The following is a 23,377-nucleotide window of genomic DNA, read 5'->3' as shown; positions in this document are numbered from 1 at the left end:
TACCGTTATCCTCATACCCCAAAAGGAGCGCCTGGAAGAAAATTCCAAGCGCTCCTTTTAAGTTTCATAGCCACAAACGGGGAAAAATCCTCCTCAAGGGCTATTACGACATTAACGACATTATTACTGAATTTGAGTGAAATCGAACGTTTTCTGTTGTGGATAAACCTGGTGATCATAAAAAATATGGAGCTGATCGCGACACAAAACGGCCGTGGCATAAATTCTTGATAAATCAGCAGTTTGCGCTAATTGGTGCTGAGCTGCCGCAATGGACGCCGCATATGAGGACAGATCTGCCGGCTCCACCAAGCCGACAAAACTGATGCTGATTGGCACATCATTGCCAATAATCTTTCTCAATTCTCTTTGGTTTTCAGAAAGCTCCGGATAGTTTTGGTAGGTGACTGATCGAGGATTGTATAATTCCCCTGTAAACAATTTTTCAACTACTGTCTGTGACCGCCGGTTAAAGTCGGCGTATGATTCGCCTGCTGAATAAATTAGTTGAACGGTAGAATGCAAGTCACCGATTGTATCCACAGCCGAGAATTCAGAGAAATTGCGCAAATTCAAAATTAAATTAGACGTCACCGTTGTGAGTCCATAAGCGGCGACTAATTCTTTACTCGATAAATAACTGATCAAATAGCTTAATTGGGTGCCTTCAAAAACCGTCACGTGCTTGACAACCACGTGACTGCTGCCAAGCGGAACCTGTTCAAACAGCTGTGCACACGCTTGATTACTGGCAACTAGCTGATGCGTATAGGGATGGTGCAAAATTTCAGTTAATATGTGGCTTTGCATCAGGCGCTGACAATACTGAGCATATGTGACGCCGCGTTTTAAAGGTTGTTTGCCTGCCAGAACCTTGGTCAAATCCTCTTTAAAAATTGCAATACACGACGCATCAAACACACAATGGTCCACACACACTTCCAAGGTTTGGCTATCCGGACTTTCTATGATCACATAGTTGAATAAAGCCCCTTGTGTATAACGGGCACGAAAAACGGCATCCTCAAGCTTTTTTTGGATTTTCACTTCAAATTGTTCTCTATCTGCTGGCGCGGTCACGACTGCGACTTTCGCAGTTTGAATTGCCTCATGCACCCTCATTTTCAGCTGGTCATCCACAAATCCCAGTGACGTACGCAATGCCGGATTATATTTAGCTACCATGGCGACGGCGTGTGTGATGTGCGCTGCTGAAAATGATGCTTGTAATTTTACCGAAAATGAAACCAAGTTAACTTTCTTTTTATAGTAGTAAAGTCGCTGCGTATAACTTGCCGGTACAACGTCCGTAATCGTCCCCAAACGTAATTCGCTAACTGCAATTTGAGTTTTACCAGTGGGGATCTTAGGCATTTCTGGTGCTGGTTTCACCACCATCTTCTTTTTTATCTGATCAATGATCTTTTTAGGTGTGCGATATTCATAGAAAGTATCCATTTCTAAGGAAACTTGGCATAACGCTTCCAACTTGATGACACATTCCACAACACGTAAAGAATCGCCACCCAGTTCAAAAAAGTCATCATCAAACCCGATTTCACGCCCTAATGCGGTTTGAAACACCTTTAAGAAGCGCTGGTCATCTTGGTGTGACGTCGCTTTCGAGCTTGTCTTCACATTTTTTAGACTGGCAAGCAAGGCTTTGCGGTCAACCTTATGACTCTGGTTCAAGGGAAAATGGTCCATATGAATGAACGTATTGGGAATCATGTACTTAGGGACCTTTTGAGCCAGTTGGGCTCTAATTTTACGGATATCCAGGGTCATTTCTTGGCCAGTGTAAAACGTGACTAAAATGCCATTATGTTGCAAAGTCTGGCAAGCTTGAATTTCAACTAACTGACTCACATTATAATCAATTTCTCCCAGCTCTACGCGGATGCCGTTTAACTCAACTTGATCATCATTTCGGCCATGAAACAACAGATTGTGGTCCTGATCACAGGCTACCAAATCTCCCGTCCGATAATAGCGACGCCCATCAGCTGTTCGCCCAAACTTCTGCTTCGTCAATTCCGAGTTACCCAGATACCCGGCGGTCACGCCATCCCCAACAATCACCAGTTCCCCGATGCCATCTTGATTCTGATTGATAATTTGAAAATCGGCCCCGTGCAGTGGTTGGCCAATCGGCACACTGGTACCGGCAAACTTGCGTGGAACCTGATAGTAAGTGGCATAAACAGTCGCTTCAGTTGGACCATAAAAATTGTAGAGCTGACTGTGAATGTGCAAGTGTTGCCACTTGGCGACCAGTTGGACGGGCATTGTTTCCCCCGCAATGATCAGATATTTGACATGATCGCTAATTGCCTGAATATCTTTAGGCTGGCTAATATCAAAGATCGTATTCAAGAGCGCTGGCGAAGCGCCGAAGTGACTGATCTGATAGTGATCAATCTGATGCAGTAATTGTTTATACTGACCAAAATTATTCAAATCAAACGTAAACACTGCCCCATTCGCACATATCCAGCCAAAAATTTCTGTTGCCGCAACATCAAATGTGTACGGCGTGGTAAAACAATAGACACTCTTTTCATCGCCAGGACAAATTTGTTGCATGTTTGCTAAAATATAATCTAGATTCTGAGCTGTGACGAGCACCCCTTTAGGTTTTCCAGTACTGCCAGAAGTAAATAAAATATAAGCAATATTTGGTAACGATTTGGGGCGTGTTAATCCTCCAGGCCGGCCCAGCATTGCTTCAAGCATCTCATCAGACAATAATAACGTATCTGTATTGGTAGCTGCTTCAGCCACATCCGTAATCATAAACGCACAGTGCGTGAGGTTTTTAATGTACGCATTCTTTTCCGCACTATTTTCACGTGACAGGGGCACATGTACACCCAGCCTTTAAAACGCCCAAAATGGCAAAAATAATCCGGTAGCTGTGGTTTAAATAAAGCGAGACAACGCCTGATTGCGGAAATCGTGCACTAATGGCATTCGCAATTTCATTGGTAATGTGCGCTACTTCTCGATACGTAAAGGCACCCTTATCCGTATAAATCGCAATTTTTTCAGGATTACGTATCACATTTTGCGCTAATTTTTCTAATAAAGTCATGGGCAATTCCTCCTTTGCTCACCTAGCCTATTTTGTCTGCACCAGCTTAATCGCCCCAAACATAAAAATATAAACCAAAACTTCGCCGATCCCAATAACACTAAAGACCAACCAGTTTTTTATGTTCAATAGCGAAAAAACGTAGGTCCCCACCGGCATGAACAACACCGCAATGGTAAAAATAACGCCAAAGACGCGTCCGATAAAATCATCTGCGACTTCAGCCTGAATCCCTGACATCATTTGAATATTGAAAATGGTTAAACATGCCGAAGACAAGCCAAAAAAGACGAGAATCAGTGGCCAATAAAGTTGCAATAGCGGCACAACCAGGGTAGTAACGCCCACGCCAAACAAAAAATGACTGTACTGTGCAATTCGTAAATCTTTATTCCAAAAGCTATTAAACAGTGCACCAGCAATATTGCCAACCGACTCTGCCACCAAAACGTACGCATACATGTGTGAAAAGCGTGCCATATGATTGGTAAACGGCACCGAAAAATTGTAGCCTGCAAGAAAAAAGTTGATGAGGCTGCTGGCAATTAAGACCACTAATAGTTCTTTGTTGCCATAAATATAAGCTAACCCACTCTTTAGGGATTGCAGTTTGCTTTCCTTCGCTGTCTTTTTTTGAGTGGTCAATGGAACAATTACTTTAAACTGCCACTCCAAGATGGCGGAAATCAGAAAACTAAGGGAATTGATTAGCATGCCATATTTAAAACCGAAAAAACTGACGATTACCATGCCGACCAAAGGGGAACAAACACTGATAATCTCGGAAATTGTTTTCGAATAGGAATTATACTTATAAATATTTTGTTTACTCAGTAAATCTTTAACAATCGCCTTATATGTTGGGCTGTTAAAGGAGTATAGAATTGCAAGAATAATATTCGTGATCACAAGCAACCAGACATTTTTCTTGCTGTACTGCAAGAAGACGATGAAGGTTGCGAGTGCTGCCACGAGGTCGGTAAAAACTAAGATCTGTTTGCGATTCTTTTGATCGGCTGTAATGCCCCCTAAAATATCAAATATAATGCCGACGATGGTTTCGCTCATTTGATAAATACCCATAAAATAGCTGGCTTGACTGCCAAGTCCGGTAATCACAAGTTTGTTGGCATAATCATAGATTGTGTTCCCAAAGTTATTTGTCTGACCACGCAAAATAAGACGAACCGTGTTCTTCTTTTCCACATTACGCATTTCCTTCACCCTCTCCTATTTATAATGTCGCCACACATCAGGTCTTCAACTCCATTTAGCCGAATACGGCGCAAACACCTAATATGTAGATTTAAACACTAATAAATCATTAATAAGTTATAGATAACTTACCGCTAATTTATTACCGCTTATTGTAACACCGACACACCCAAAAGGTTACAGATTTATTAGAAAATATGATAATTAAATTAGCAAACAGTAAATGAAACTCAAAAAAGCCTTCCTCACTCTTTCGGTCTCCAAGTTTTAATAGTCGCAAGCGGTGAGGGAAAGGCTAAATCGGTCTTTAAAATGAAGTGATTAAGGACTTGGGCTTCCCAAATGGGTAACTCACTATTTTAATTGATCATTTATATTTAAAAATAAATTCTTAATAGTATAATATATTTGTTGAGTTTTTATGATTCTGCCATTATCTGACATTACTAGAGGTAATCGTTACGCTCAATGCCACAGACAAGCCGGTTGCCACTCGGATAGTGCACATTCACAATTTTCCATCCCAATTTTTCATAACCGAAAAGTATTTAAAAAACATCAAATTAATAAAAGGAGAACAAAATGATTGATGGTCATAAAATTAGGACAACCCGCAAAAAACTAAAATTATCCCAACAGGAACTAGCCGAAGGAATTACCACACAAGGAACAATTAGTTCGTTGGAAAGAAATTCAACTTCACCAGGTAGTAATATTTTGGTTAAGCTGCTAACCCGTTTGAACCTCACCCTTGCCGATGTCGTCGTGAACGATGATATTGTGCAAACTGATACGATTCTCAAAAATGCGGATAAATTAAGCATGAATTATGAACACGAAAAGGTTCTTACGGAACTGGAAAAAATAAAGAAATTCGAAGATGGAGATCAAAAGGTTCATTATTTGTTTTTGAAAACCGATGCGCAAATGTGGATAAAAAAAGATCTTGATGACGCCATTTTTGGGTTTAACCAAATTTTACTGACACAAAACCAAGATAATGATATTTATGTAGTCCTAGCAACTTGTGAATTAGGTGTGGTCTATAGTTTAAAGGAAGATATGAAGAAAGCCAGCTTTTACTTTGAACAAGTTGCCAAATTAATTAAGCAGGTTGATGTCGAGAAAAACTTATTCTGGTCGCTTCTGCTGTTGGACAACCTTGCGAAATACTATTCTAATACCCACCAACTTACGAAATGTCTTACTACGCTAGACCACGCTTTAGCTCTTAATAAGACACATAATACGTTTTATTTTGTGGACTCTTATTACTTTGTGTACGCGGAAGCACTCGACAAAATGGCGAAAAGCACAGAAAGCCTCAAATATATGCTGAAAGCATGGTCATTTGCCGAATTTTTGGATGATACGCTTGTTGCCAAAGAAGCCGAAAGCTACCTGAAAAAGCATAAAGTTACAGCTTTCAGTTAAAAGAGTAGCTGATAACTCCCGTGATAAAGGATGACATCACTGGGTGTCAGCTATTTTTATTTTTTCCAGTTTCATATTCTGTGCAACTTCGCCAAATTTACAGTGAGTCTAGTACGCTCGCACACCAGCACCTAATCCGCCTGGTGTAATCCGGATCCGCCATTCAACAATTAAATCAGCCTGCAGTAAGGCCTGAAGTTCGCTTATTTTGGATTAAGCATATCCAATTGCGCTTTGCTGGCATCGCTAAGCACTTGTAAATAGTCCTAAAATTTACTATACTAAAAAGTAAATTTTAGGACTATTTTTAGTGGAGGCCTTTATGGAAAATTATCAACAACAACTTACCCAGTTAAGCCAACTCGCCTACCAATCCGATCAGCTGTATCGGACCTGGGCACGTCAAAATGGCGTTAACTTTCACCAGCTCATTACCTTATATGAACTTTATAATCAGGGGCAATGTACCCAAAAAGATATTATCAGCATTTGGCGCGTGCCCAAGCAAACTTTGCACACCATTTGTGAACGCTTTGTCAAAACCGACATGATTGTTTTCTTACCAGCCAATGCCGACAAACGGGAACGTTTAATGACTCTAACTCCTACCGGCCGAAAATTTGCCGAACCACTGGTGACCAAGTTAGTAGCACTAGAAAATACCATGACCGCGCAACTCAAACCCGGCGCACTCAAACAAGCAATTGCAACAGTTTCCCAATTTAACAGCCTTTTCACAGCTGCATTAGAACATTAACGGAGGACGGATTTTTTTATGGTATGGATTGAATTAACTGTTGCCGGCATTTTAGAGACAGTGTGGGCAACCACGATGAAATACAGTAACGGTTTTAGTAAGATGGGGTTCTCCATTGTAACGCTCATTGCAATGACCGCAAGCTTTTTATTTTTAGCACGGGCCACCAAAACACTACCGTTGAGTATTGCCTATCCGATTTGGACTGGAATTGGTGCCGTCGGAAGTATTATTATTGGTGTTTTGCTCTTCAAAGACAGCCTGTCGCCGCTCACGTGGTTGTTTGTCGGCCTGCTGCTCGTCGGTATTGTCGGTATCAAGATCACAACCGGTCATTAATAACAGCTAAATGATCACTTTCAGCCTTTCTAAAATTCGCTGCGACTGCGATTTTTAGAGAGCCGTTTTAATTTGGAGAGTTTTTCCAAAAAGCCTTGACCTGAAGTTGACTCTAGGTTGTAAAGTAATCTTTATCAACTTCTATTTTGTAAGGAGTTAAAGGAGCTTTTCGCCTGAAATCAACTCATTAGTCCCCAACTTACGCACCAGGGACAACAATCAGCTTGTCCTGTTTTCGTATTTCAACTAAAAGTTTGCTTTTAACTCCGAATAAATACAAAATGAACTCAAAAAGCTTAAGGAAGGTGACACTTTGCAAACATATGCCATTGGGCAAGTAGCCGCTAAAATGGGCTTAACTGTGGAGGCCATTCGATATTATGACCATGCGGGTTTACTCCCTTTTATCAAACGTGATGCTGGTGGTAGACGACGCTTTACCGAGGACAACATCCAACTCATGCAGATGATTCTTGATCTAAAAAAAGCTGGTGTGCCGATTAAAGAAATCGCGCATTTTGTCTCTTGGCGCCTCGATGGTGACGATTCGCTTGGCGAGCGTTATAATTTTCTCAACCAGCACGAAAAAGTTCTCCAAGATGAAATTGCCAAGTTAGAACGTTCGCTTGCTTATCTGCAGTTTAAAAAATGGTACTATAAAACGGCCCAAGAAGCCGGTACAGAAAAAGTTCACTTGGTTCCGGGAACTACTCAGGTGGATCCCCAAACCTATCAAACCTATCAAAAATTGCGATCAGCTGGCCACAGTGCTGAAGAATTAGGCAACTTCAATTCATAGCTAAATGCCTTTTCTTAATAGGTTCAGTTGTAAAAAACGCCAACCATGATTTGCACTCAATAAAAAATTAGGCAGTCATTTGCTGACAACACAAAAAAACTGGGATTTTTATCCCAGTTTTTTTTGTATCTAACAAGTTCTTCGCCAAATTCAGGATAAAGTTTTTAAAAACCACGTATCCATTGCTGAATGTGCTGTGCCAATTAACGGCTGATCTAATTTTTGAAACCCATACTTTTGGTAAAGATGAATTGCAGCAATTAGCTTAGAATGCGTTTCTAAATAACAGTCCTGATAATACTTTGCCGCAAATGCCAGCGCCTGATTCATCAATTGCTTTGAAAGCCCCTGTCCTTGATAAGCTGCAGCAATATATAACTTTTGCAGTTCACATGTCTGCTCTTTAAAATGACCGATGCCAATACCGCCAACTACTTGGCCCTGATCACTAAGCACCCAGTATTGACCATGAGTTTCATTTTGATAAAAATCATATAAATCATCCAAGCTTTGATCAAAATAAGCAGTTCCAGGAACCGCCAGATCGACATTTTTAAGTGAAGTCTGAACTAGTGTTTTTACACCACGATTATCATGCTGTTCAATTGGTCGAATTTCCATAAGCATCCCTCATTTTCCAAGATAAAACTTGTCCTCACATTAGCCTTAGTTTTCATAAAAGTCAATCCGTAATCCTAAAAGTGAAAATGTTTGCTTATCTTTTCTGGCCAGCGTATTATTTCTTTCACTCACTTATTTTTAATTAGTTAAAAAATAAGTTCACATTATAAATTAAAAGAGGTTTAACAATAGCAGCTTTTAACGAAAATTTCACCTTCCCAAACGGTCGCAAATTACGCAATAAAATTGTGATGTCCCCGATGACCACCGTCCAGAGTTTTTTCGATGGGACGCTTACGCAAGACGAAATTCAGTATTATGCCGCACGGGCAAAAGGCGTAGGTGCCGTCATTACTGGGTCCGCAAACGTTCAGGATAATGGTAAAGGATGGCAAGGTGAATTAAGTATTGCCCATGATGATAAATTACCAGAGTTGAAGCAGCTTGCGAGCGTGATACATAACGGTGGAGCCCAAGCAATCGTGCAACTTTTCCATGGTGGACGTATGAGTGAGCCGGAAGCTCTTCTCGGTAAACAAGCTCTTTCTGCCAGCGCGGTTCCCGCACATCACCGGGATCCTAAAGTTCTCTCTTTGACTCCACGCGCCATGACCGTAGAAGAAATCCATGAGACTGTATCCGCTTTTGGTGATGCAACCCGAAGAGCAATTCAGGCCGGATTTGACGGCGTCGAGTTGCACGGAGCCAATACCTATTTGTTACAACAGTTCTTTTCACCACATTCCAACCGTCGGACTGACGCTTATGGTGGTTCCCAGGAAAAACGCTATGTCTTTATCAAAGAAGTCCTTGATTCTGTATTTCAGGCAATTGATACTTACGCAGACAAGCCTTTCATTGTGGGGTACCGTTTCTCACCAGAAGAGTTTACAACACCGGGACTAAGTTTTGAAAACACCTTGTATCTAGTGAATCAACTGGTACAAACACGGCTAGATTATCTGCATGTGTCACTAAACGATTATCGCCGGATTACTGTTTCCGACCAGTATCAGGAAAAATCAATTTTGCAATACATTCATGAAACTATTGCTGGCAAAAAACCACTTATCGGTGTAGGCGGCATTCGAACACGCCAAGACATTACAAATGTTTTAAATCATGCTGAATTGGCAGCTGTGGGTCAACAATTGCTTATTGATCCCAATTGGGTTCAAAAATTAATAACCCAACACGATGCCGATTTTGTAACAGGTAACTTTGCTGACGCAATTAACTACACTCAGTTGTCACGACCCTTATATGATTTCTTGGTAGCTCGTTATCATTCCACCCCTAATATTTAATTTAGTGTTGAAAAGGTGTTTTAACTACAAACATCGCCTTCGGAAACTAAATATCGTCTAGTTTTCATCGCTAAGCAAAAAAGTCGGCCCCCGATTTTGACTCGTAAAATTCAGAATTAAAAAGAAGCCGAGTTTTTCTCAGCTTCTTTTTATCTTTTTAACTCAGTTATTTAAGAGTTTTACAACAGCTTCGCCGACACCCTTAGCAGATTGTGGATTTTGTCCGGTCACCAAACGACCATCCGTAACCACATGTTCTGTATAAGCTTCATGCTTCGAATAATTTGCCCCAGCAGCTTTTAATTCATCTTCTGCCAAGAACGGAACATCACCTGTTAACTTATTAATAGCTTCTTCTTCATTTGTGAAGCCAGTCAACTTTCTGTCATTAATAAACTTTTTGCCGTCATCGCCATCAACCGCAAGTAGGCCCACAACTCCATGGCAAACCGCAGAAATAACACCACCGTTATCATAAATTGCCTTTGCTAATTTACCTAAACTAGTGGCTTTTGGAAAATCCCAGACGGTGCCGTGACCGCCAGCAAAATAGATTGCTTCGTAGTCGCTAGCATTGACATCACTTGGTTTGAGGCTGTGCCCTAACGCCCGATTTCGAAAGCCAGCATCGCCATAAAATTTTTGATTTACTGCATCCAGCTCAGTCGCATCAAGGCTTCCTGGATCTACAGGGACATACCCGCCCTTGGGACTCACATAATCCACATCGATATCATTTTCAAAAAGCACATTCACAAAATGTGTGGCCTCACTTAGCCATAAGCCAGTGGCTTTCTTAATGGTGTCAAATTGAGCGTGGTTTGTTAAAACAACTAGTACTTTTGCCATGTCTAAATCCTCCAATTTTAAATCTAACTTATTTTCTGTTAGTAAAAATTAGTCTACACGGCTCATTTTTCGAAAACAAACATTTTAACTCGGATACTGCTGATTTCTAAAAATGTTTCCCCAAAATATCCAAATCACGTTTCACACCATCCATTTCAGCGACTTGCGGCAGATGGCCCCAGCGCTCATAACCAAATTTTTTGAATAAAGCTTGGCTTGCCTGATTGTGCCCAAAAATATAAGCTAAAATCGTTTCAATGCCCAGTGTTTCCACTTGCTGCTCCACAAACGTTAACGCCTTTACACCGAGATGATGTCCTCGGTAGGCTTCATCGATATAAATACTAATCTCAGCCGTTTTGTGATAAGCAACTCGACCGTAAAAGTCAGTCAAACTGATCCACCCGACAATTTGATTCCCCAACTTGATGAGCCATAATGGCCGATGAGCTGCATTATGTCCCGCAAACCACTCCTCGCGATCTGCAACCGAAACGGGTTCCAGATCCGCAGTCGACTGACGTGAAGCAATCGTTTCATTATAAATACGTACAATTTCAGGTAAATCTTTTCGCAATGCGATGCTGAATACTGGTTCCATTCTTAGTCTGCCTCTTTCTAATTCTCTTATTCTGGATTTTTCTTGATAAAATCTTGCATCCGCTGTTCAATCTCATCACGTACCTGCCGAAAAACAGCTAAAATTTCTTCTGGGGATCCAACTGCTTGTGCTGGGTCATTTAATGGCCAATGCACTTTTTTAACTGACGGCGGTGTAATTGGACACCGGTCACGCGCATCCCCACAGAGGGTCACGACAAAATCACTTGTTTGTAAATAATGCGGATCAATTAACTTTGAGTGATTGGCAGAAATATCAATGTCTTTTTCGGCCATAACCCTTACTGCCAGCGGATTCAGGCCGTGAGCTTCTAGTCCCGCGCTCGCAATTCGCCAGTGATCGTTAAATAAACTGTGCGCAAATCCTTCAGCCATTTGACTCCGGCAGGCATTACCAGTACATAAAAAATAAATTTGCGGCATGTAAACCCTCCTTTTTTTGATGATCTGAATTACCCCTATTTTGCGCTTTGCTGAATAAAAGCACAACGACTTGTGTTAGCTTTTCTGTCATCACTTCCAAAAAAATTCACCGCTGATATAATTTTTCGTTTTTGCAGGACGCCAACTTTCATAGCCAAAATTTTGGGAAAATGCTAATTTTTCTGATTAATAAGGAAGCCGAACGATTCCAAGAAATCATTCGGCTTCCTCATTTATGTGCAAAGTTAAAATACTTTTTTCACTCTCGCAAAGTTTAATCGGCAAGTTTACTTAATTTTGCCACCGAAAACTGGAAAGCTACCAGCTTCACCGTAATCCAGCGACTGTCTGTTTTTCAATGCCTGCATATCAGCTTCCGAAATTTCGAAATCGATTTGGGCATTGGCTTTCATATGGTCCGGATTCGTTGATTTAGGCAAAACAACTGTGCCTAACTGCCAATCGTAACGAATCGAGAGTTGGGCTACACTCACATTGTACTTAGCGGCCATTTTCTGAATGGCTGGATCACGTAGGGCAGCACCGTGTGCAATTGGCGAGAATGCTTCCACCACAATATTATTAGCTTGCGATGTTTTGATTAAATCTAACGGTGTGGCTGCAATATGTGCCAAGATCTGGTTAACCATGGGTCTGGTATCACTATTTTGAATCAAATTCTCTAAGTCTGCTTTTTGGAAACTAGAAACACCAATTGCTCGTAATTTTCCAGCTTGCATGGCTTCTTCTAAAGCACGCCAAACTTCCAAATTGCCGGTAAAGTGCCGGTCATCCGACTGATTAACCTCTACCCAGGGTTGGGGATTATGAATAATCATCATATCCAAATAATCCAATTTCATTTTACTCAGCGTTTGATCAATCGATTTTTTAGCTGCAGAATAATCTTTTATTTCAGCAGCCACTTTAGAATTCACAAAAATTTGGTCGCGCGCAATTCCTGCTGTTCGTATCCCTTCGCCAACACCACGCTCATTTCCATAAGCTTGGGCAGTGTCAATGTGCCGATAACCAATTTTTACGGCTTCACGGACTGCTTGGGCGACCTGATCATCAGGAATTTCCCAAGTCCCTAAAGCAAAGCGGGGGATCTGTACGCCGTTATTTAGTTGAAACGTTTCTTCAAAAATTGCCATCATAAATTCCTTTCCGGTTTTCTTTTTTAAACTTCTTGTGCAGTTGGTCGTATCAACATATCTGAAATTGTCACGTGTTTAGGTTGTGCGACCACATAGGCCACCGCATTCGCAATATCTTCTGGATCTAAAACAGCCATCCGTCGTTGCTCATCAGTACTATTGTTAAAAACTTTCGCCATTTCTGCCACCATCTCGGGATTGTCAATGGTTTGATTTAATTCAGTGCTAACTGCGCCCGGCGAAACGATGGTCGAGCGAATCCCGTGAAGACGCTCTTCTTGGCGTAAACCCTCCATGATTGCACGGACTGCATATTTAGTTCCGTTATAGACGGCCGATTCCGGATAAACCACATGTCCGGCAACCGAATCCGTAGTAATAATCAAACCATCCTGTTGTTTTTGCATCACCGGCAGCGCTGCCCCGATGCCGTATAACACCCCCATAATATTAGTTTGAATCTCTTTTTCCCAATTTGCATATTTAGCATCCGCCAATTGTTCGCGCGGCATAATTCCTGCATTGTTATACAACACGTCTAACCGACCGTATTTTTGAACGGCCAAGTCGATTAACGCTTGAACCTCATTTTTTTGAGCCACATCAGTTACCTGATAAATCGCATTTTCACCAATTTCGGCAACTAATTCCTTCAAACGGGCTTCGCGACGTGCGCCCAAAACGACTTTATCGCCTTTCTTTGCCAATAGTTTTGCCGTAGCGGCACCAATCCCTGATGAAGCCCCCGTAATCACTACAACTTTATTTTGAATACTCATTTAGACATCCTCCTCATTTGAGGCTAAGGTTCGAATAATTTTAGCAGGAACTCCCGCCACAATCGTATTTGCTGGAACATTCTTAGTTACAACAGCTCCAGCCCCCACAATCGCATTTTCGCCCACATGCACACCAGGTAAGATCACTGAACGTGCACCAAGCCAGGCATTTTTACCAATGTGAACCGGATTTAAATCTAAATCGTGCCGTTTATCGGCAGCTAACTGATGATTGACCGAAACCAGATAAGCCCCCGGCCCAATTAAAACCTGATCCTCAATTGTAATGCCTCCAAGATCGACCATCATGACATTACTGTTGATATATACTTGTTTACCGATCTTAAGGTTTCGGCCATAGTCGGAATAAAATGGCAACCGGATCTCAACTGATTCATCAAGTTCCTGCCCTGTAATTTCACTGACCAACTGTCGTACTTCGCTTTGTGTGTGCTGCCCAGAATTAAGGTGTTGAATCAAGCGCTGATTCTGGGCAATTAAACGTTCGTTAACTCCCTTTGCCTGCATGCTGTCTACCCCATTTCTTAGAATAGCCTCAGTATACTAAGGTTGAGATTTTATGTAAAATACTTATAATAGATAGAAAAGTATAACAAAAAATTATAGGCAGGTGGTCATCAGATGGATGTCAGAGTTTTACGCTATTTTCTAGCAATCGCTCAAGAACACAATATTTCACGGGCAGCCCAGACTTTACATATTTCACAACCGGCACTATCACGCCAGATCAGCGACTTAGAGACTGAACTAGGGGTTAAACTTTTTGAGCGGGGGCCTCGTGAAATTAAGCTAACCACAGACGGACATTATTTGCGGGAACGAGCCAATGAAATTGTTGGTCTTGTGGATAAGACAGCGTTTAATTTACAATCTAATCACTTCATCATTAGCGGCCGATTAGACATCGGTGCGGGCGAGAGTGTGGGTATGCAGCGCATTATGGATGTCATTGGTAACATTTTAAAAGACTACCCTGATGTTCGTATTCAATTGCACAGCGGTGATTCCGAAGACGTGGAAGCTCAATTAGATGCAGGTGTCTTAGATTTTGGCGTCATTATGGGCGAACAAGCCTTGGCACAATACGGAGCTTTAAAATTACCGGAAGTTGATCACTGGGGAGTTGTTTTGCCTGCTGATGCCGTTTTAGCCCAAAAATCAACGATCACTGCCGAAGAACTGCTTGGCCATCCGCTCATTGTTTCCGAGCAAGCTTTGCAACATTCACGCTTTCTAGATTGGTGGCATAATTTGGAGGATCAAATGACTATTATTGGGACCTATAATTTAATTTTCAATGGCGCGCTATTAGTGCGGAATGGTAGTTGTTACGCCCTCACTTTTGAACACCTGTTAAACACGCACGAAAATCCTGGAATTACTTTTCGGCGCTTCTCCCCCGCTTTAACTGATCCCATTACGGTCATTTGGAAGAAAAATCAAACCTTGTCAAATGTTGCCCAGTTATTTTTGCAGCGTTTGCGTGCTAACGTGAGCGGCAGTAAATAATTAGACTTGAAAAACGGGGAAAGTTAAATCATTACCTTACTTTAGGTCCGTAAAACGAAAAAGCATGTCCCAGCGATTCAAAAAATGGGAAAAAGTCACCCTAAACTTAACAGATGACTTAACTTTTTTCAGCTGTTAATCTTAAAGGGACTATAGCAGGTTTGGGACATGTTTTTGGTTATTTTTTTCAAAAAGAAGCCTTTAGTCTTGACCTATAGTTTACTTCAGCTTGTAAGCTTGTCACATTCAATCAAAAAAGGAGTGACAAAGATGTTCTTATTAGCTTTAGTTCCCGTCCTCATGGGCAGCGGATTGGCCATGCAAACGGCAGTCAATTCGAAATTACGACAATATGTGGTTTCACCTTACCTGGCTTCCGCTGTGTCTTTCAGTGTGGGCGCCTTATTTTTAATTATTTTAACGCTGGGTAATGGGATCAATCCCTTAATCCCGCTTGCCGTTTTTTCTCATAACCCTTGGTGGATTTGGTTGGGTGGCCTGCTAGGCGTGATCGGTTTAACCGTTAATCTGTTATTATTTCCACGATTGGGTAGCATTCAAACAGCAGTTTTACCAATCTTCGGGCAAATTATTATGGGCGTGGTCATTGACCAATTCGGGCTTTTCGATTCACCACAGGCCAATTTGACCTGGTTTAAACTCTTGGGACTAATTTTAGTGACGGTCGGCATGCTGATTGCCACAAATTTATTTAGTCACGGCGCTAAGTCACAGGGGCCTTCGCATCATAACAAACGCGTTTGGCAGCTTTTAGGTATCGGAGCAGGATTATTAATGGCCTCGCAAACCGCAATTAACGGCCATCTAGGTGTCGTCTTGGGTTCCTCTGTCCACGCTGCAATGGTGTCTTTTACCGTGGGGGCCGCTATTTTAATTATTTTAGTGCTGGCTTTACGCGTTCCGCTTCATGGTCTTCAAACTGCTGGGCACGCGGCTAAAAGCCAGTGGTGGATTTGGATTGGCGGTTTTTTAGGAGCGCTTTACGTTTTTGGCAGTGCCTGGTTAGTTCCGCAAATTGGTACTGGACAAGTCGTTGTAATTGCTCTGTTTGGTCAGCTTTTCTTTAGTGCGTTGATCGATCATTTTGGATTGTTCGATGCTGCCGTCAACCGCGTTATCTTGTCTCGCGTCTTTGGCCTATTCACCATGTTTGTCGGCGTGATTAGTGTCCATTTTTTATAAATCTTTCACGTGATTAAAAATCCCGCTTATTTGCTTTTCAGAGCAGAAATAAGCAGGATTTTTTTGAATCATTTAAACTTTCACTTAATTTATCGCGCCTATTCATCAAGAACAGGTGAAACTTGGCGGGTAAACACTAAAGTCATTGCGAAGACTAAATAAATCAGTCCACCCAGTAACGCGAAACGTTGAATCCCCCATAAACTGATTAAAATCGGGATTCCCAATAATCCGATTGGCTGTGTTAAATTCATTACTGCAAAGTAGCTATTAAACACCGTACCGAGATCCTTATCATCAACTTTATTCTGCAAGATAGTTTTAGAAGAAATATTAAAGAACGGCAGTGCCATCCCCAACACGACCAGACCTAATAATGATAAGGGGAAAAAGGTCGTTTCACCAAAAATTAGGAGTGCCACAGGGACTAGCACCAGCGCAACTTGAATGAGTTTGTGCATCGGCACGCTTTTTACAATCATCTTGTACGTGATGGATCCAATCAAAAAGCCTAATGAAAAGCAAGATTCCATGAACCCCACTAGCTTGGGATTGTGGAACACATGACTAGCTATTTGTGTCAGATACACGTCATTGGGCGCTAAAATGATATTAAATAGCAAGGCGGAAAGAAAGACCGGCACAACCGCTCTGTGTGTATTTAAAAATGACCACACAATATCAAGACCATTCCACAAATTTCCCCGTCTTTTTGTCTTCGTTGTTTGAGAATCGGAAGACACCGCGATTTTAAGTTGAACAAGAAGCAACGAAATAATCAGATATGAAGCGAAATCAAACAGGAACAAAAAGTAATTCGATAAAAAACTGATAAAAAATGTCACAATAATTCCAGAAAATAAATTGGCTCCCGTCATCGCGGTACTAATTGCTGCATTGATGTCATTATATTCGCTACGATCAAAGATTTCGGCGGTCACTTTAGTGATGCTGGGCATATAGAAGCTCGAAACAATATTATAAATGATCGCCAGCAGAACCAACCAAAAAAACGATTTTATTTTAAAGTAGGTTAATAAAACAATTCCCCATACCGCAATTGCGGATAACAAACTGGTGCTTATCAATAACTTCTTTTGACTTCTTCGCGAATCAATAAAGGCTCCAATCGGCGTTGCTAAAACGATATTGGGGACAAATAAGCAAAAGGAATACACACCCACATAGATGGAATTACTAAACCATGTCGTCACCAAAATAATGAGGGCAATTCTGGAAAAACCAGAACCGAAATTATTAATAAATTGACTTACAAGAATTATAGACTTGTTACTCATTTACCCTCACTCCATTCTCAATATGACATCCGTATCGCCTTACCAACAAACCACAACTAACGACTTCCGAGTAGCTTTCCAAATTTGACCGTTATTTTAAAATCAAAATAGACAACCAGATTAGAATTACTAGCAATCGTCTAATTTTTTTATAAACGTATTTTAATCCAATTGCAATTTAGTGGCCATTAAGGTAAACTATATTCACTTTTTAAGATAGGGAGTTGATTCATTTGGAATTTGGCAAAACACTCAAAACAATTAGGCTGGCTAAAGGTTTACGCCAAAAAGAGCTAAATAACGCTCTGATGTCACGCACATCCATTTCAAAAATTGAAAATGGTAATCAAACCCCCTCATACGCAAAAGCGATCGCTTTGATCTCTGAGCTCGGTCTCTCTCCAAATGAATTTGAGTACATTAGAAATAATTTTCACTTGACCCCGAAACAAGAAATAATCCAGTCCTTCATTAATCTTTCCTATCCGGCAAAAAACGTAGACTTGGTGCGTTTAGGTCACCAATGCAATCAACTATTGGCAAAGGGAGCTGACCCAGATGTGACTAGTATTTTACTGGTGACCAAAGCCTTATTAGCTTTTCGAACGTCACCCTTAACTCAATCACAAAAAACCATCACACCTGTTTGGCAATATTTACAAAAACATGAAAGTTGGACGTTGTTGGATCTTTACCTAGTTAACCAGCTTCTTTTTCTTCTAGCACCAGAAACTGCATTGATGCTGGTCAAGGTTGCCCTTAAAATTATCACGACAAAGTACCCGCAACGCCTCTTATTAAAGAACGAACTCTTATTGAACGAAGCTCGGCTTTTCATGCAGCAAAGCCAGTGGGATGCTGCGATTTCCCTCCTGACGACAAGTATGCTCCTCTCAAAAAGAATCCAACGCTTTGATCTTTTATTATTAGCAAAGGCGAGGGTTGCACTGTGCCAAGGTAATACGATCCAGGCCGAGGGAAAACGTCAGCTATTGTTAGCCATGGGCGCAAGTGCGTTAGCTGAATGGGTTGCGCATGAAAGCACAGTGGTGCGCCGGCAGCAGAACCTGACTCACATTTAGACCGCGACCTTTCCTTTTGGTTTCTTTAATTGCCTGATTTGATCCCAAAAAATCCCGACCCCCTTTTAAGGGAATCGGGATTTTAAAATAGACACGAAAAATTTATTTATCTTACTGCTTCAGCAACCGCAGCATTGACACTAGCTTTTTCAGCTTGGATCAAATCTACACGGCTGGCAATAACTTTGGTATCCATTTGGATCTCACGCGTTAATCCTGGTGTGGCCAACTTCGGTTCAAAGAAGGCTTTAAATTCAGCCAAGCGTTCCGGTGTCCGGAAAATACCAGCAATTACCGTAATATAGGTCGTGAATTCCATATCACCACCAACAGTGTCTTCCAACCATTGCCAGTCATTACGAATCCAGTCCCAAGCAGCCTGCTGGCCTTTATCATTAGCCAAGAGCCCTCGGAACCATGCCCGTAAGTCTTGTGGTTTAATCGTATCCGCATCTTCAAATTTCTCAATTAATTTAGCAATTAGTTGTGTATCTGGTGTGGTCGTTAATGCAGCGCAAATATCAGCCTTATAACTGGCATCCGCAGTCTGACGATGGGCAGCCAATAATTTATCAAACAGGTCTGTGCTGCCAAAGTGGACCACTTCATTCCATAAAATGTATGGACGCGTATCAGCCGGTAATGTGTCAAGTTGGTCTTCATTTGCAACGAACAACTCATGTGCGGCCTGAATAGACTGCGCATTTTTGCCATACAAAGTTGCACTCAAGACGTACGGACGAGTCAATTGATCATCATTAGATTCACCGGTCCGAGGTGTCCAGCCTAAACGTGCCACTTGGTTTCGACTCAAGTTATCAAAGAAAGATTGTAAAGCTTTTTCTTCAGCTGACTCAGGTTCCACAAATTTCTTCAAATTAAAGGCGACTTGATACAACAGCGCGTTAACCACATTCGATTTGCTATCCGCAAACTTCGGTAATAACGGCACAACCGCTGCATATGAAATCTGACGACCTTCTGCAAGGAGTCGTAAATCTTGTAAGAGTTGCAATTGGTCAATCGGATCTAAATCACCTAAGTTAGCTAAAATGTCGTCCAGCAATGTTTCATCGTATTTCACAATAAAATGAGAGTTATTGCCGACATTCAAACGGAATGGTTGTCCACTTTCTTGGCGTAAACTTACGTAATCGCCTAAGTCTAAAGTCTTCTCCGTCATAATTTGTGGCACTGCTTCATAATTACCGTTCAACGGAATTTGCCATTGACGACCAGCATCTTGGCCTTCACCAATGAAGAATTGTTTTTGGGTAATTTGCAAACGACCAGCCACAACTGCAGCGGAAACAACAGGATAACCAGGCTGTTCCAGCCACGAATTCATAATCGCACCAACATCAAGATTAGAAGCTTCACCCAAGGCTGCCCATAGATCTGCACCAGTGGCATTGCCATATTGATGGTTCGCAAAGTACTGTTTTAACCCAGCGCGCAATGCCTCATCACCTAAGAGTGCGCGCACCATTACTAACATTCGGGCACCCTTAGCATAGACAATGGCCCCGTCAAACAAGGCATCAATTTCAGCTGGATTATTGACTTGAACGTGGACAGATTGTACCCCGTCAGTGGCGTCGCGTTGTAATGCTGAAGCCGCTTCAGAAGTTTGGAACATTTCCCAAATGTGCCAGTCTGGTTCTAGGGCGTCCACCGCCACATATTCCATCATGTTGGCAAAACTTTCGTTTAACCAGAGATCATCCCACCACTTCATTGTGACTAAATCACCAAACCATTGATGAGCCAACTCATGAGCAATCACCGTGGCAACCAGTTGCTTCATCTCAAGAGCTGTATTGTCAGGATCCAACAATAAATAAGCTTCACGGTAAGTGACTAACCCCCAGTTTTCCATAGCTCCTGCTGAAAAATCAGGCAGAGCTAATTGCCAGGAATGTGGTAATGGATATGGTGTTTGGTAGAAATCTTCATAAAATTCAATGGACCGTTTGGCAATATCCAACGCAAAATCCAATTCATTGGCTTTGTGTGCTTTGGTGCCAAATACGCCGACTTTAACCCCACTCTTAGTTGTGGTCTGTTTGCTTTGCAATTCACCAAAAGCAAACGCCACTAAGTAGGTCGACATTTTTACAGTCGTGTCAAAATAGTGCACGCCATCTTCAACCTTGACTTCGGGCATATTGCTAATTGTTGTTTCGCCCTCATGTTCATCATATTTAATCGCTAAATCAAAGGTTGCTTTGGCTTCAGGCTCATCCACACAGGGGAAGGCTTGACGAGCAAAGTTTGTCTCAAATTGCGTACCAATGATTTGTTTTTTTACGCCGTTTACTTCGTAGTATGAAGGATAAATGCCCATCATGCTGTCCGTTAATGGGGCTGTATATTCAACTGTCAGCGTCACTTCTCCAGCTGCTGGCAATTCAATCCGAATTGCATCCGCATCATTATCCACTTTGAATGGAACAGGTGCTTGGTTTGCCAAAACAGAACTAACCACAAATCCTTTTTGGTGGATTGAAATTTTTTCTGTGGAAGCAGTCCCGGTAATGCTAGTTTTCCCCGCAATCTGCTTTGTCGCACGATTAATGTCTAGATAAACATTGTAATGTGTGGGTTGAAAGGTCTCATAAAAACGTGTTATTTCTGCCATGACGTTCTCCTTATTTTTTTAGAATAAGCTCATTATACGCCATTTGAAAATAAAAACCTATCGCGTATGCTTCATTCTCCTAAAGCCGAAAACAGCTTCTTTTGATGCGAACACTATTGTATGAAACGTCCCTTATCTCGTGTACTTCTTGCATATTCACAAAACGCTGCGCAAAATCTCCTAGGTGCTCAGTGTAAATAAAAAGTTCTGACAGGGACTGATAAAAATCAGTTCCTATCAGAACTAAGCTTAGACTGTTTCCGATCTCTAAACTTTACTAACTGAAATTGGCAGAAAAGCTACCTTCTCTACCTATCTACAAAGTTAAAAACGTTTTTTTACGTTCTCTCACTTTGAGCAACTATAAAGATAAAAGTTTGCGCTTGTCTTGTTTTGTCCCTAATCGTTCGCATGGATATCAAAGGCAGCTAACAAGCTTTCGCCGACACCAGGGGCATCTGGATCATGTTGTCCCTTGCCTTTATCTAGTTGTCGAACTTCCGCCAGCTCTGTTGCCGTCAGTTCAAAATCAAAAATCTCTAAATTACTCTTAATGCGACTTTCATGAACCGACTTTGGAAAGACAATAATTCCTTCTTGGTTTTCAAAGCGCAAAATAATTTGACCGGCATTTTTTTGGTATTTACTTACTAACTTCGTAATTACCGGATCATTCAAAAGTGCTTGATTACCTTGACCAAGTGGCGCCCAGGCCTCTAATTTAACGTTTGCAGCATCCAAGATTTGGCGTAATTCCTTTTGCTGGAAATATGGGTTGAATTCCACTTGGTTAACAGACGGTAGCGTGCTGAACTTTGGCACAAACTGATTCCAAATTTTGGGTGTCATATTGGAAACGCCAATCGAACGAATCTTGCCAGCCCGTTTTGCTTCTTCCATCGCTTGCCAAGCACCTTCAACATCGCCATAAGGTTGATGAATCAAATACAAATCAAGATAATCCAAACCTAGTTTTTCCAACGAAACATCAATGGCTTTTTTGGCTGGTTCGTACCCAAAATCCTGTATCCAGAGTTTGCTGGTTACCCAAATTTGATCACGGGGAATCCCACTATCCTTTACTGCACGCCCAACTTCGGCTTCGTTAAAGTATGCTGCCGCGGTATCAATATGCCGATAACCAAACGCTAAGGCTTGACTAACCGCTTTATAGGTTGAGCCGTCACTAGGAATTTGAAATGTTCCAAAACCGATTGATGGGATTTCGGTACCATCATTTAATTTAAAAGTTGGTGTTTGTTTTTCTGTCATTAGAGAAACTTCCTTTCATAAAATAAATTACTGTTGCGCTTGTTTTAAACTTGAACCAAAAATTTGTTCAATTGCCACTGGATCCCGATGATCAAAGAACTGACTTTCGTGTTTATCCAGGGTAGCTAATTTGGTCATATCATCGGCACTTAATTCGAAATCAAACACGTTAATATTCTCCGCCATCCGTTGTGGATGAACAGATTTAGGAATAACGGTAATGCCACGTTGCAACAACCAGCGTAAAATGACTTGGCCATTTGATTTGCCGTACTTTTCTCCAATTTGGGCAATCGTTTCATTCTTAAAAATGTCGTGTTTGCCTTCTGCAAATGGCGCCCATGCTTCAACACGGACTTCTTCACTTTGATTGAATTTGACCTCAGCCGTTTGTTGATACCATGGATTAACCTCGATTTGGTTAATTACTGGTTTCACAGACATAGTTAATTCCAAATTTTTTAATTGGTCTGCATAAAAATTTGAAACGCCAATTGCCCGAATTTTACCGGCTTGATAAGCTTCTTCAAGTGCACGCCAAGCCCCCATAACATCACCATAGGGTTGGTGCAATAAATATAAATCTAAATAATCAAGATCTAATCTTTTTAATGACGCATCTATTCCCGCTTTGGCCCGTTCATAAGAAAAGTCAGATACCCAAAGCTTTGAGGTCACAAACAATTCCTTACGATCAACCCCGCTTTTCTTAATAGCTCGGCCAACCGCCTCTTCGTTTTGATAAGCGGTTGCTGTATCAATTAAACGATAGCCGGCCTTAATCGCTGCTGTGACGGCATCTTCACACTGTTTAAGATCAGGAACTTGGAAAACACCAAATCCCAATTGTGGCATTTCAACACCATTATTTAATTTTACTGTTGGCACTTCTGTCATATTTATCATCCTTTCTGTTTCTAACACTGCTTATCATAGCCCGGATCGAATTATTT

The 23,377-nt window shown here is 41.4% G+C and carries 21 protein-coding genes and 1 pseudogene; 8 read left to right on the top strand and 14 right to left on the bottom strand.

Annotated elements, in window-relative coordinates:
- Positions 1 to 123: 123 nt before the first annotated feature.
- The 3 genes and pseudogenes from ACLJJ6_RS02475 to ACLJJ6_RS02465 form a co-directional block, all read right to left on the bottom strand.
- Positions 124 to 1,707 carry a phosphopantetheine-binding protein gene (locus ACLJJ6_RS02475; protein WP_412990414.1) on the bottom strand — a complete coding sequence of 528 codons (1,584 nt, stop codon included), beginning with the start codon at positions 1,705 to 1,707 and terminating at the stop codon, positions 124 to 126.
- 399 nt (positions 1,708 to 2,106) lie between these two features.
- Positions 2,107 to 3,094, bottom strand: a pseudogene (locus ACLJJ6_RS02470) (AMP-binding protein); the annotation flags it as partial.
- Positions 3,095 to 3,121: 27 nt separating this feature from the next.
- The gene (locus ACLJJ6_RS02465) at positions 3,122 to 4,309 is read right to left on the bottom strand and encodes an MFS transporter (RefSeq protein WP_412989881.1); all 1,188 of its coding nucleotides are present in this window, start codon (positions 4,307 to 4,309) and stop codon (positions 3,122 to 3,124) included.
- A gap of 582 nt (positions 4,310 to 4,891) precedes the next feature.
- Between ACLJJ6_RS02465 and ACLJJ6_RS02460 the strand changes: the two genes are divergently transcribed.
- From ACLJJ6_RS02460 to ACLJJ6_RS02445, 4 genes are all read left to right on the top strand, one after another.
- Positions 4,892 to 5,743 carry a helix-turn-helix domain-containing protein gene (locus tag ACLJJ6_RS02460; protein ID WP_412989880.1) on the top strand — a complete coding sequence of 284 codons (852 nt, stop codon included), beginning with the start codon at positions 4,892 to 4,894 and terminating at the stop codon, positions 5,741 to 5,743.
- Between the two features lie 322 nt (positions 5,744 to 6,065).
- Positions 6,066 to 6,500, top strand: coding sequence for a MarR family winged helix-turn-helix transcriptional regulator (locus ACLJJ6_RS02455; protein ID WP_412989879.1), 435 nt, complete (start codon positions 6,066 to 6,068; stop codon positions 6,498 to 6,500).
- 18 nt (positions 6,501 to 6,518) lie between these two features.
- The gene (locus ACLJJ6_RS02450; RefSeq protein ID WP_412989878.1) at positions 6,519 to 6,839 is read left to right on the top strand and encodes a DMT family transporter; all 321 of its coding nucleotides are present in this window, start codon (positions 6,519 to 6,521) and stop codon (positions 6,837 to 6,839) included.
- 313 nt (positions 6,840 to 7,152) lie between these two features.
- Positions 7,153 to 7,638, top strand: coding sequence for a MerR family transcriptional regulator (locus ACLJJ6_RS02445; RefSeq protein ID WP_412989877.1), 486 nt, complete (start codon positions 7,153 to 7,155; stop codon positions 7,636 to 7,638).
- 150 nt (positions 7,639 to 7,788) lie between these two features.
- Here the strand turns inward: ACLJJ6_RS02445 and ACLJJ6_RS02440 are convergent, their stop codons facing one another.
- Positions 7,789 to 8,259 carry a GNAT family N-acetyltransferase gene (locus tag ACLJJ6_RS02440; RefSeq protein ID WP_412989876.1) on the bottom strand — a complete coding sequence of 157 codons (471 nt, stop codon included), beginning with the start codon at positions 8,257 to 8,259 and terminating at the stop codon, positions 7,789 to 7,791.
- Positions 8,260 to 8,447: 188 nt separating this feature from the next.
- On the opposite strand from ACLJJ6_RS02440, the gene ACLJJ6_RS02435 reads away from it, so the two are divergent.
- Positions 8,448 to 9,566 carry an NADH-dependent flavin oxidoreductase gene (locus ACLJJ6_RS02435; protein WP_412990412.1) on the top strand — a complete coding sequence of 373 codons (1,119 nt, stop codon included), beginning with the start codon at positions 8,448 to 8,450 and terminating at the stop codon, positions 9,564 to 9,566.
- A gap of 162 nt (positions 9,567 to 9,728) precedes the next feature.
- Here the strand turns inward: ACLJJ6_RS02435 and ACLJJ6_RS02430 are convergent, their stop codons facing one another.
- From ACLJJ6_RS02430 to ACLJJ6_RS02405, 6 genes are all read right to left on the bottom strand, one after another.
- A complete protein-coding gene (locus ACLJJ6_RS02430; RefSeq protein WP_412989875.1) occupies positions 9,729 to 10,415 on the bottom strand; it encodes a type 1 glutamine amidotransferase domain-containing protein in 687 nt (228 codons plus the stop codon).
- A gap of 106 nt (positions 10,416 to 10,521) precedes the next feature.
- Complete coding sequence (locus ACLJJ6_RS02425; protein ID WP_412989874.1) at positions 10,522 to 11,016, bottom strand: N-acetyltransferase family protein; 495 nt, start codon at positions 11,014 to 11,016, stop codon at positions 10,522 to 10,524.
- Positions 11,017 to 11,042: 26 nt separating this feature from the next.
- Complete coding sequence (gene arsC, locus ACLJJ6_RS02420; RefSeq protein WP_412989873.1) at positions 11,043 to 11,459, bottom strand: arsenate reductase (thioredoxin); 417 nt, start codon at positions 11,457 to 11,459, stop codon at positions 11,043 to 11,045.
- 287 nt (positions 11,460 to 11,746) lie between these two features.
- Entirely contained in the window at positions 11,747 to 12,616 is an 870-nt protein-coding gene (locus tag ACLJJ6_RS02415) for an aldo/keto reductase (protein WP_412989872.1), read from the bottom strand.
- 26 nt (positions 12,617 to 12,642) lie between these two features.
- Positions 12,643 to 13,398: an SDR family oxidoreductase gene (locus ACLJJ6_RS02410; protein WP_412989871.1), complete on the bottom strand. Its 756-nt coding sequence runs from the start codon at positions 13,396 to 13,398 to the stop codon at positions 12,643 to 12,645.
- Positions 13,399 to 13,926: a DapH/DapD/GlmU-related protein gene (locus ACLJJ6_RS02405; protein ID WP_412989870.1), complete on the bottom strand. Its 528-nt coding sequence runs from the start codon at positions 13,924 to 13,926 to the stop codon at positions 13,399 to 13,401.
- Positions 13,927 to 14,040: 114 nt separating this feature from the next.
- Between ACLJJ6_RS02405 and ACLJJ6_RS02400 the strand changes: the two genes are divergently transcribed.
- Complete coding sequence (locus ACLJJ6_RS02400; RefSeq protein WP_412989869.1) at positions 14,041 to 14,928, top strand: LysR family transcriptional regulator; 888 nt, start codon at positions 14,041 to 14,043, stop codon at positions 14,926 to 14,928.
- Between the two features lie 270 nt (positions 14,929 to 15,198).
- Positions 15,199 to 16,131, top strand: coding sequence for a DMT family transporter (locus tag ACLJJ6_RS02395; RefSeq protein ID WP_412989868.1), 933 nt, complete (start codon positions 15,199 to 15,201; stop codon positions 16,129 to 16,131).
- Positions 16,132 to 16,229: 98 nt separating this feature from the next.
- Here the strand turns inward: ACLJJ6_RS02395 and ACLJJ6_RS02390 are convergent, their stop codons facing one another.
- Positions 16,230 to 17,429: an MFS transporter gene (locus ACLJJ6_RS02390; RefSeq protein ID WP_412989867.1), complete on the bottom strand. Its 1,200-nt coding sequence runs from the start codon at positions 17,427 to 17,429 to the stop codon at positions 16,230 to 16,232.
- 233 nt (positions 17,430 to 17,662) lie between these two features.
- Here ACLJJ6_RS02390 and ACLJJ6_RS02385 point away from each other — a divergent pair, with 233 nt between their 5' ends.
- Positions 17,663 to 18,511, top strand: a complete 849-nt coding sequence (locus ACLJJ6_RS02385; RefSeq protein ID WP_412989866.1) for a helix-turn-helix domain-containing protein — start codon at positions 17,663 to 17,665, stop codon at positions 18,509 to 18,511.
- Positions 18,512 to 18,617: 106 nt separating this feature from the next.
- Here the strand turns inward: ACLJJ6_RS02385 and ACLJJ6_RS02380 are convergent, their stop codons facing one another.
- From ACLJJ6_RS02380 to ACLJJ6_RS02370, 3 genes are all read right to left on the bottom strand, one after another.
- Positions 18,618 to 21,152 (bottom strand): M1 family metallopeptidase, encoded by a 2,535-nt coding sequence (locus ACLJJ6_RS02380; RefSeq protein ID WP_412989865.1) that lies wholly within the window; start codon positions 21,150 to 21,152, stop codon positions 18,618 to 18,620.
- A gap of 399 nt (positions 21,153 to 21,551) precedes the next feature.
- On the bottom strand, positions 21,552 to 22,424 hold the full coding sequence (locus ACLJJ6_RS02375) for an aldo/keto reductase (RefSeq protein ID WP_412989864.1): 873 nt from the start codon (positions 22,422 to 22,424) through the stop codon (positions 21,552 to 21,554).
- Between the two features lie 27 nt (positions 22,425 to 22,451).
- Positions 22,452 to 23,321, bottom strand: coding sequence for an aldo/keto reductase (locus tag ACLJJ6_RS02370; protein WP_412989863.1), 870 nt, complete (start codon positions 23,319 to 23,321; stop codon positions 22,452 to 22,454).
- Between the last annotated feature and the right edge of the window lie 56 nt (positions 23,322 to 23,377).

Origin of the sequence: Pediococcus siamensis, assembly GCF_047220215.1 — a bacterium.
Taxonomy (GTDB): Bacteria; Bacillota; Bacilli; order Lactobacillales; family Lactobacillaceae; genus Pediococcus; species Pediococcus siamensis.
This window is presented reverse-complemented; position numbering and strand designations above follow the sequence as displayed.

Coding starts and splice junctions, on each gene's coding strand:
- ACLJJ6_RS02475 (WP_412990414.1), bottom strand. CDS start 1,707: ATGGACCATTTTCCCTTGAACCAGAGTCATAAGGTTGACCGCAAAGCC.
- ACLJJ6_RS02465 (WP_412989881.1), bottom strand. CDS start 4,309: ATGCGTAATGTGGAAAAGAAGAACACGGTTCGTCTTATTTTGCGTGGT.
- ACLJJ6_RS02460 (WP_412989880.1), top strand. CDS start 4,892: ATGATTGATGGTCATAAAATTAGGACAACCCGCAAAAAACTAAAATTA.
- ACLJJ6_RS02455 (WP_412989879.1), top strand. CDS start 6,066: ATGGAAAATTATCAACAACAACTTACCCAGTTAAGCCAACTCGCCTAC.
- ACLJJ6_RS02450 (WP_412989878.1), top strand. CDS start 6,519: ATGGTATGGATTGAATTAACTGTTGCCGGCATTTTAGAGACAGTGTGG.
- ACLJJ6_RS02440 (WP_412989876.1), bottom strand. CDS start 8,259: ATGGAAATTCGACCAATTGAACAGCATGATAATCGTGGTGTAAAAACA.
- ACLJJ6_RS02430 (WP_412989875.1), bottom strand. CDS start 10,415: ATGGCAAAAGTACTAGTTGTTTTAACAAACCACGCTCAATTTGACACC.
- ACLJJ6_RS02425 (WP_412989874.1), bottom strand. CDS start 11,016: ATGGAACCAGTATTCAGCATCGCATTGCGAAAAGATTTACCTGAAATT.
- arsC (WP_412989873.1), bottom strand. CDS start 11,459: ATGCCGCAAATTTATTTTTTATGTACTGGTAATGCCTGCCGGAGTCAA.
- ACLJJ6_RS02415 (WP_412989872.1), bottom strand. CDS start 12,616: ATGGCAATTTTTGAAGAAACGTTTCAACTAAATAACGGCGTACAGATC.
- ACLJJ6_RS02410 (WP_412989871.1), bottom strand. CDS start 13,398: ATGAGTATTCAAAATAAAGTTGTAGTGATTACGGGGGCTTCATCAGGG.
- ACLJJ6_RS02405 (WP_412989870.1), bottom strand. CDS start 13,926: ATGCAGGCAAAGGGAGTTAACGAACGTTTAATTGCCCAGAATCAGCGC.
- ACLJJ6_RS02400 (WP_412989869.1), top strand. CDS start 14,041: ATGGATGTCAGAGTTTTACGCTATTTTCTAGCAATCGCTCAAGAACAC.
- ACLJJ6_RS02395 (WP_412989868.1), top strand. CDS start 15,199: ATGTTCTTATTAGCTTTAGTTCCCGTCCTCATGGGCAGCGGATTGGCC.
- ACLJJ6_RS02390 (WP_412989867.1), bottom strand. CDS start 17,429: ATGAGTAACAAGTCTATAATTCTTGTAAGTCAATTTATTAATAATTTC.
- ACLJJ6_RS02380 (WP_412989865.1), bottom strand. CDS start 21,152: ATGGCAGAAATAACACGTTTTTATGAGACCTTTCAACCCACACATTAC.
- ACLJJ6_RS02375 (WP_412989864.1), bottom strand. CDS start 22,424: ATGACAGAAAAACAAACACCAACTTTTAAATTAAATGATGGTACCGAA.
- ACLJJ6_RS02370 (WP_412989863.1), bottom strand. CDS start 23,321: ATGACAGAAGTGCCAACAGTAAAATTAAATAATGGTGTTGAAATGCCA.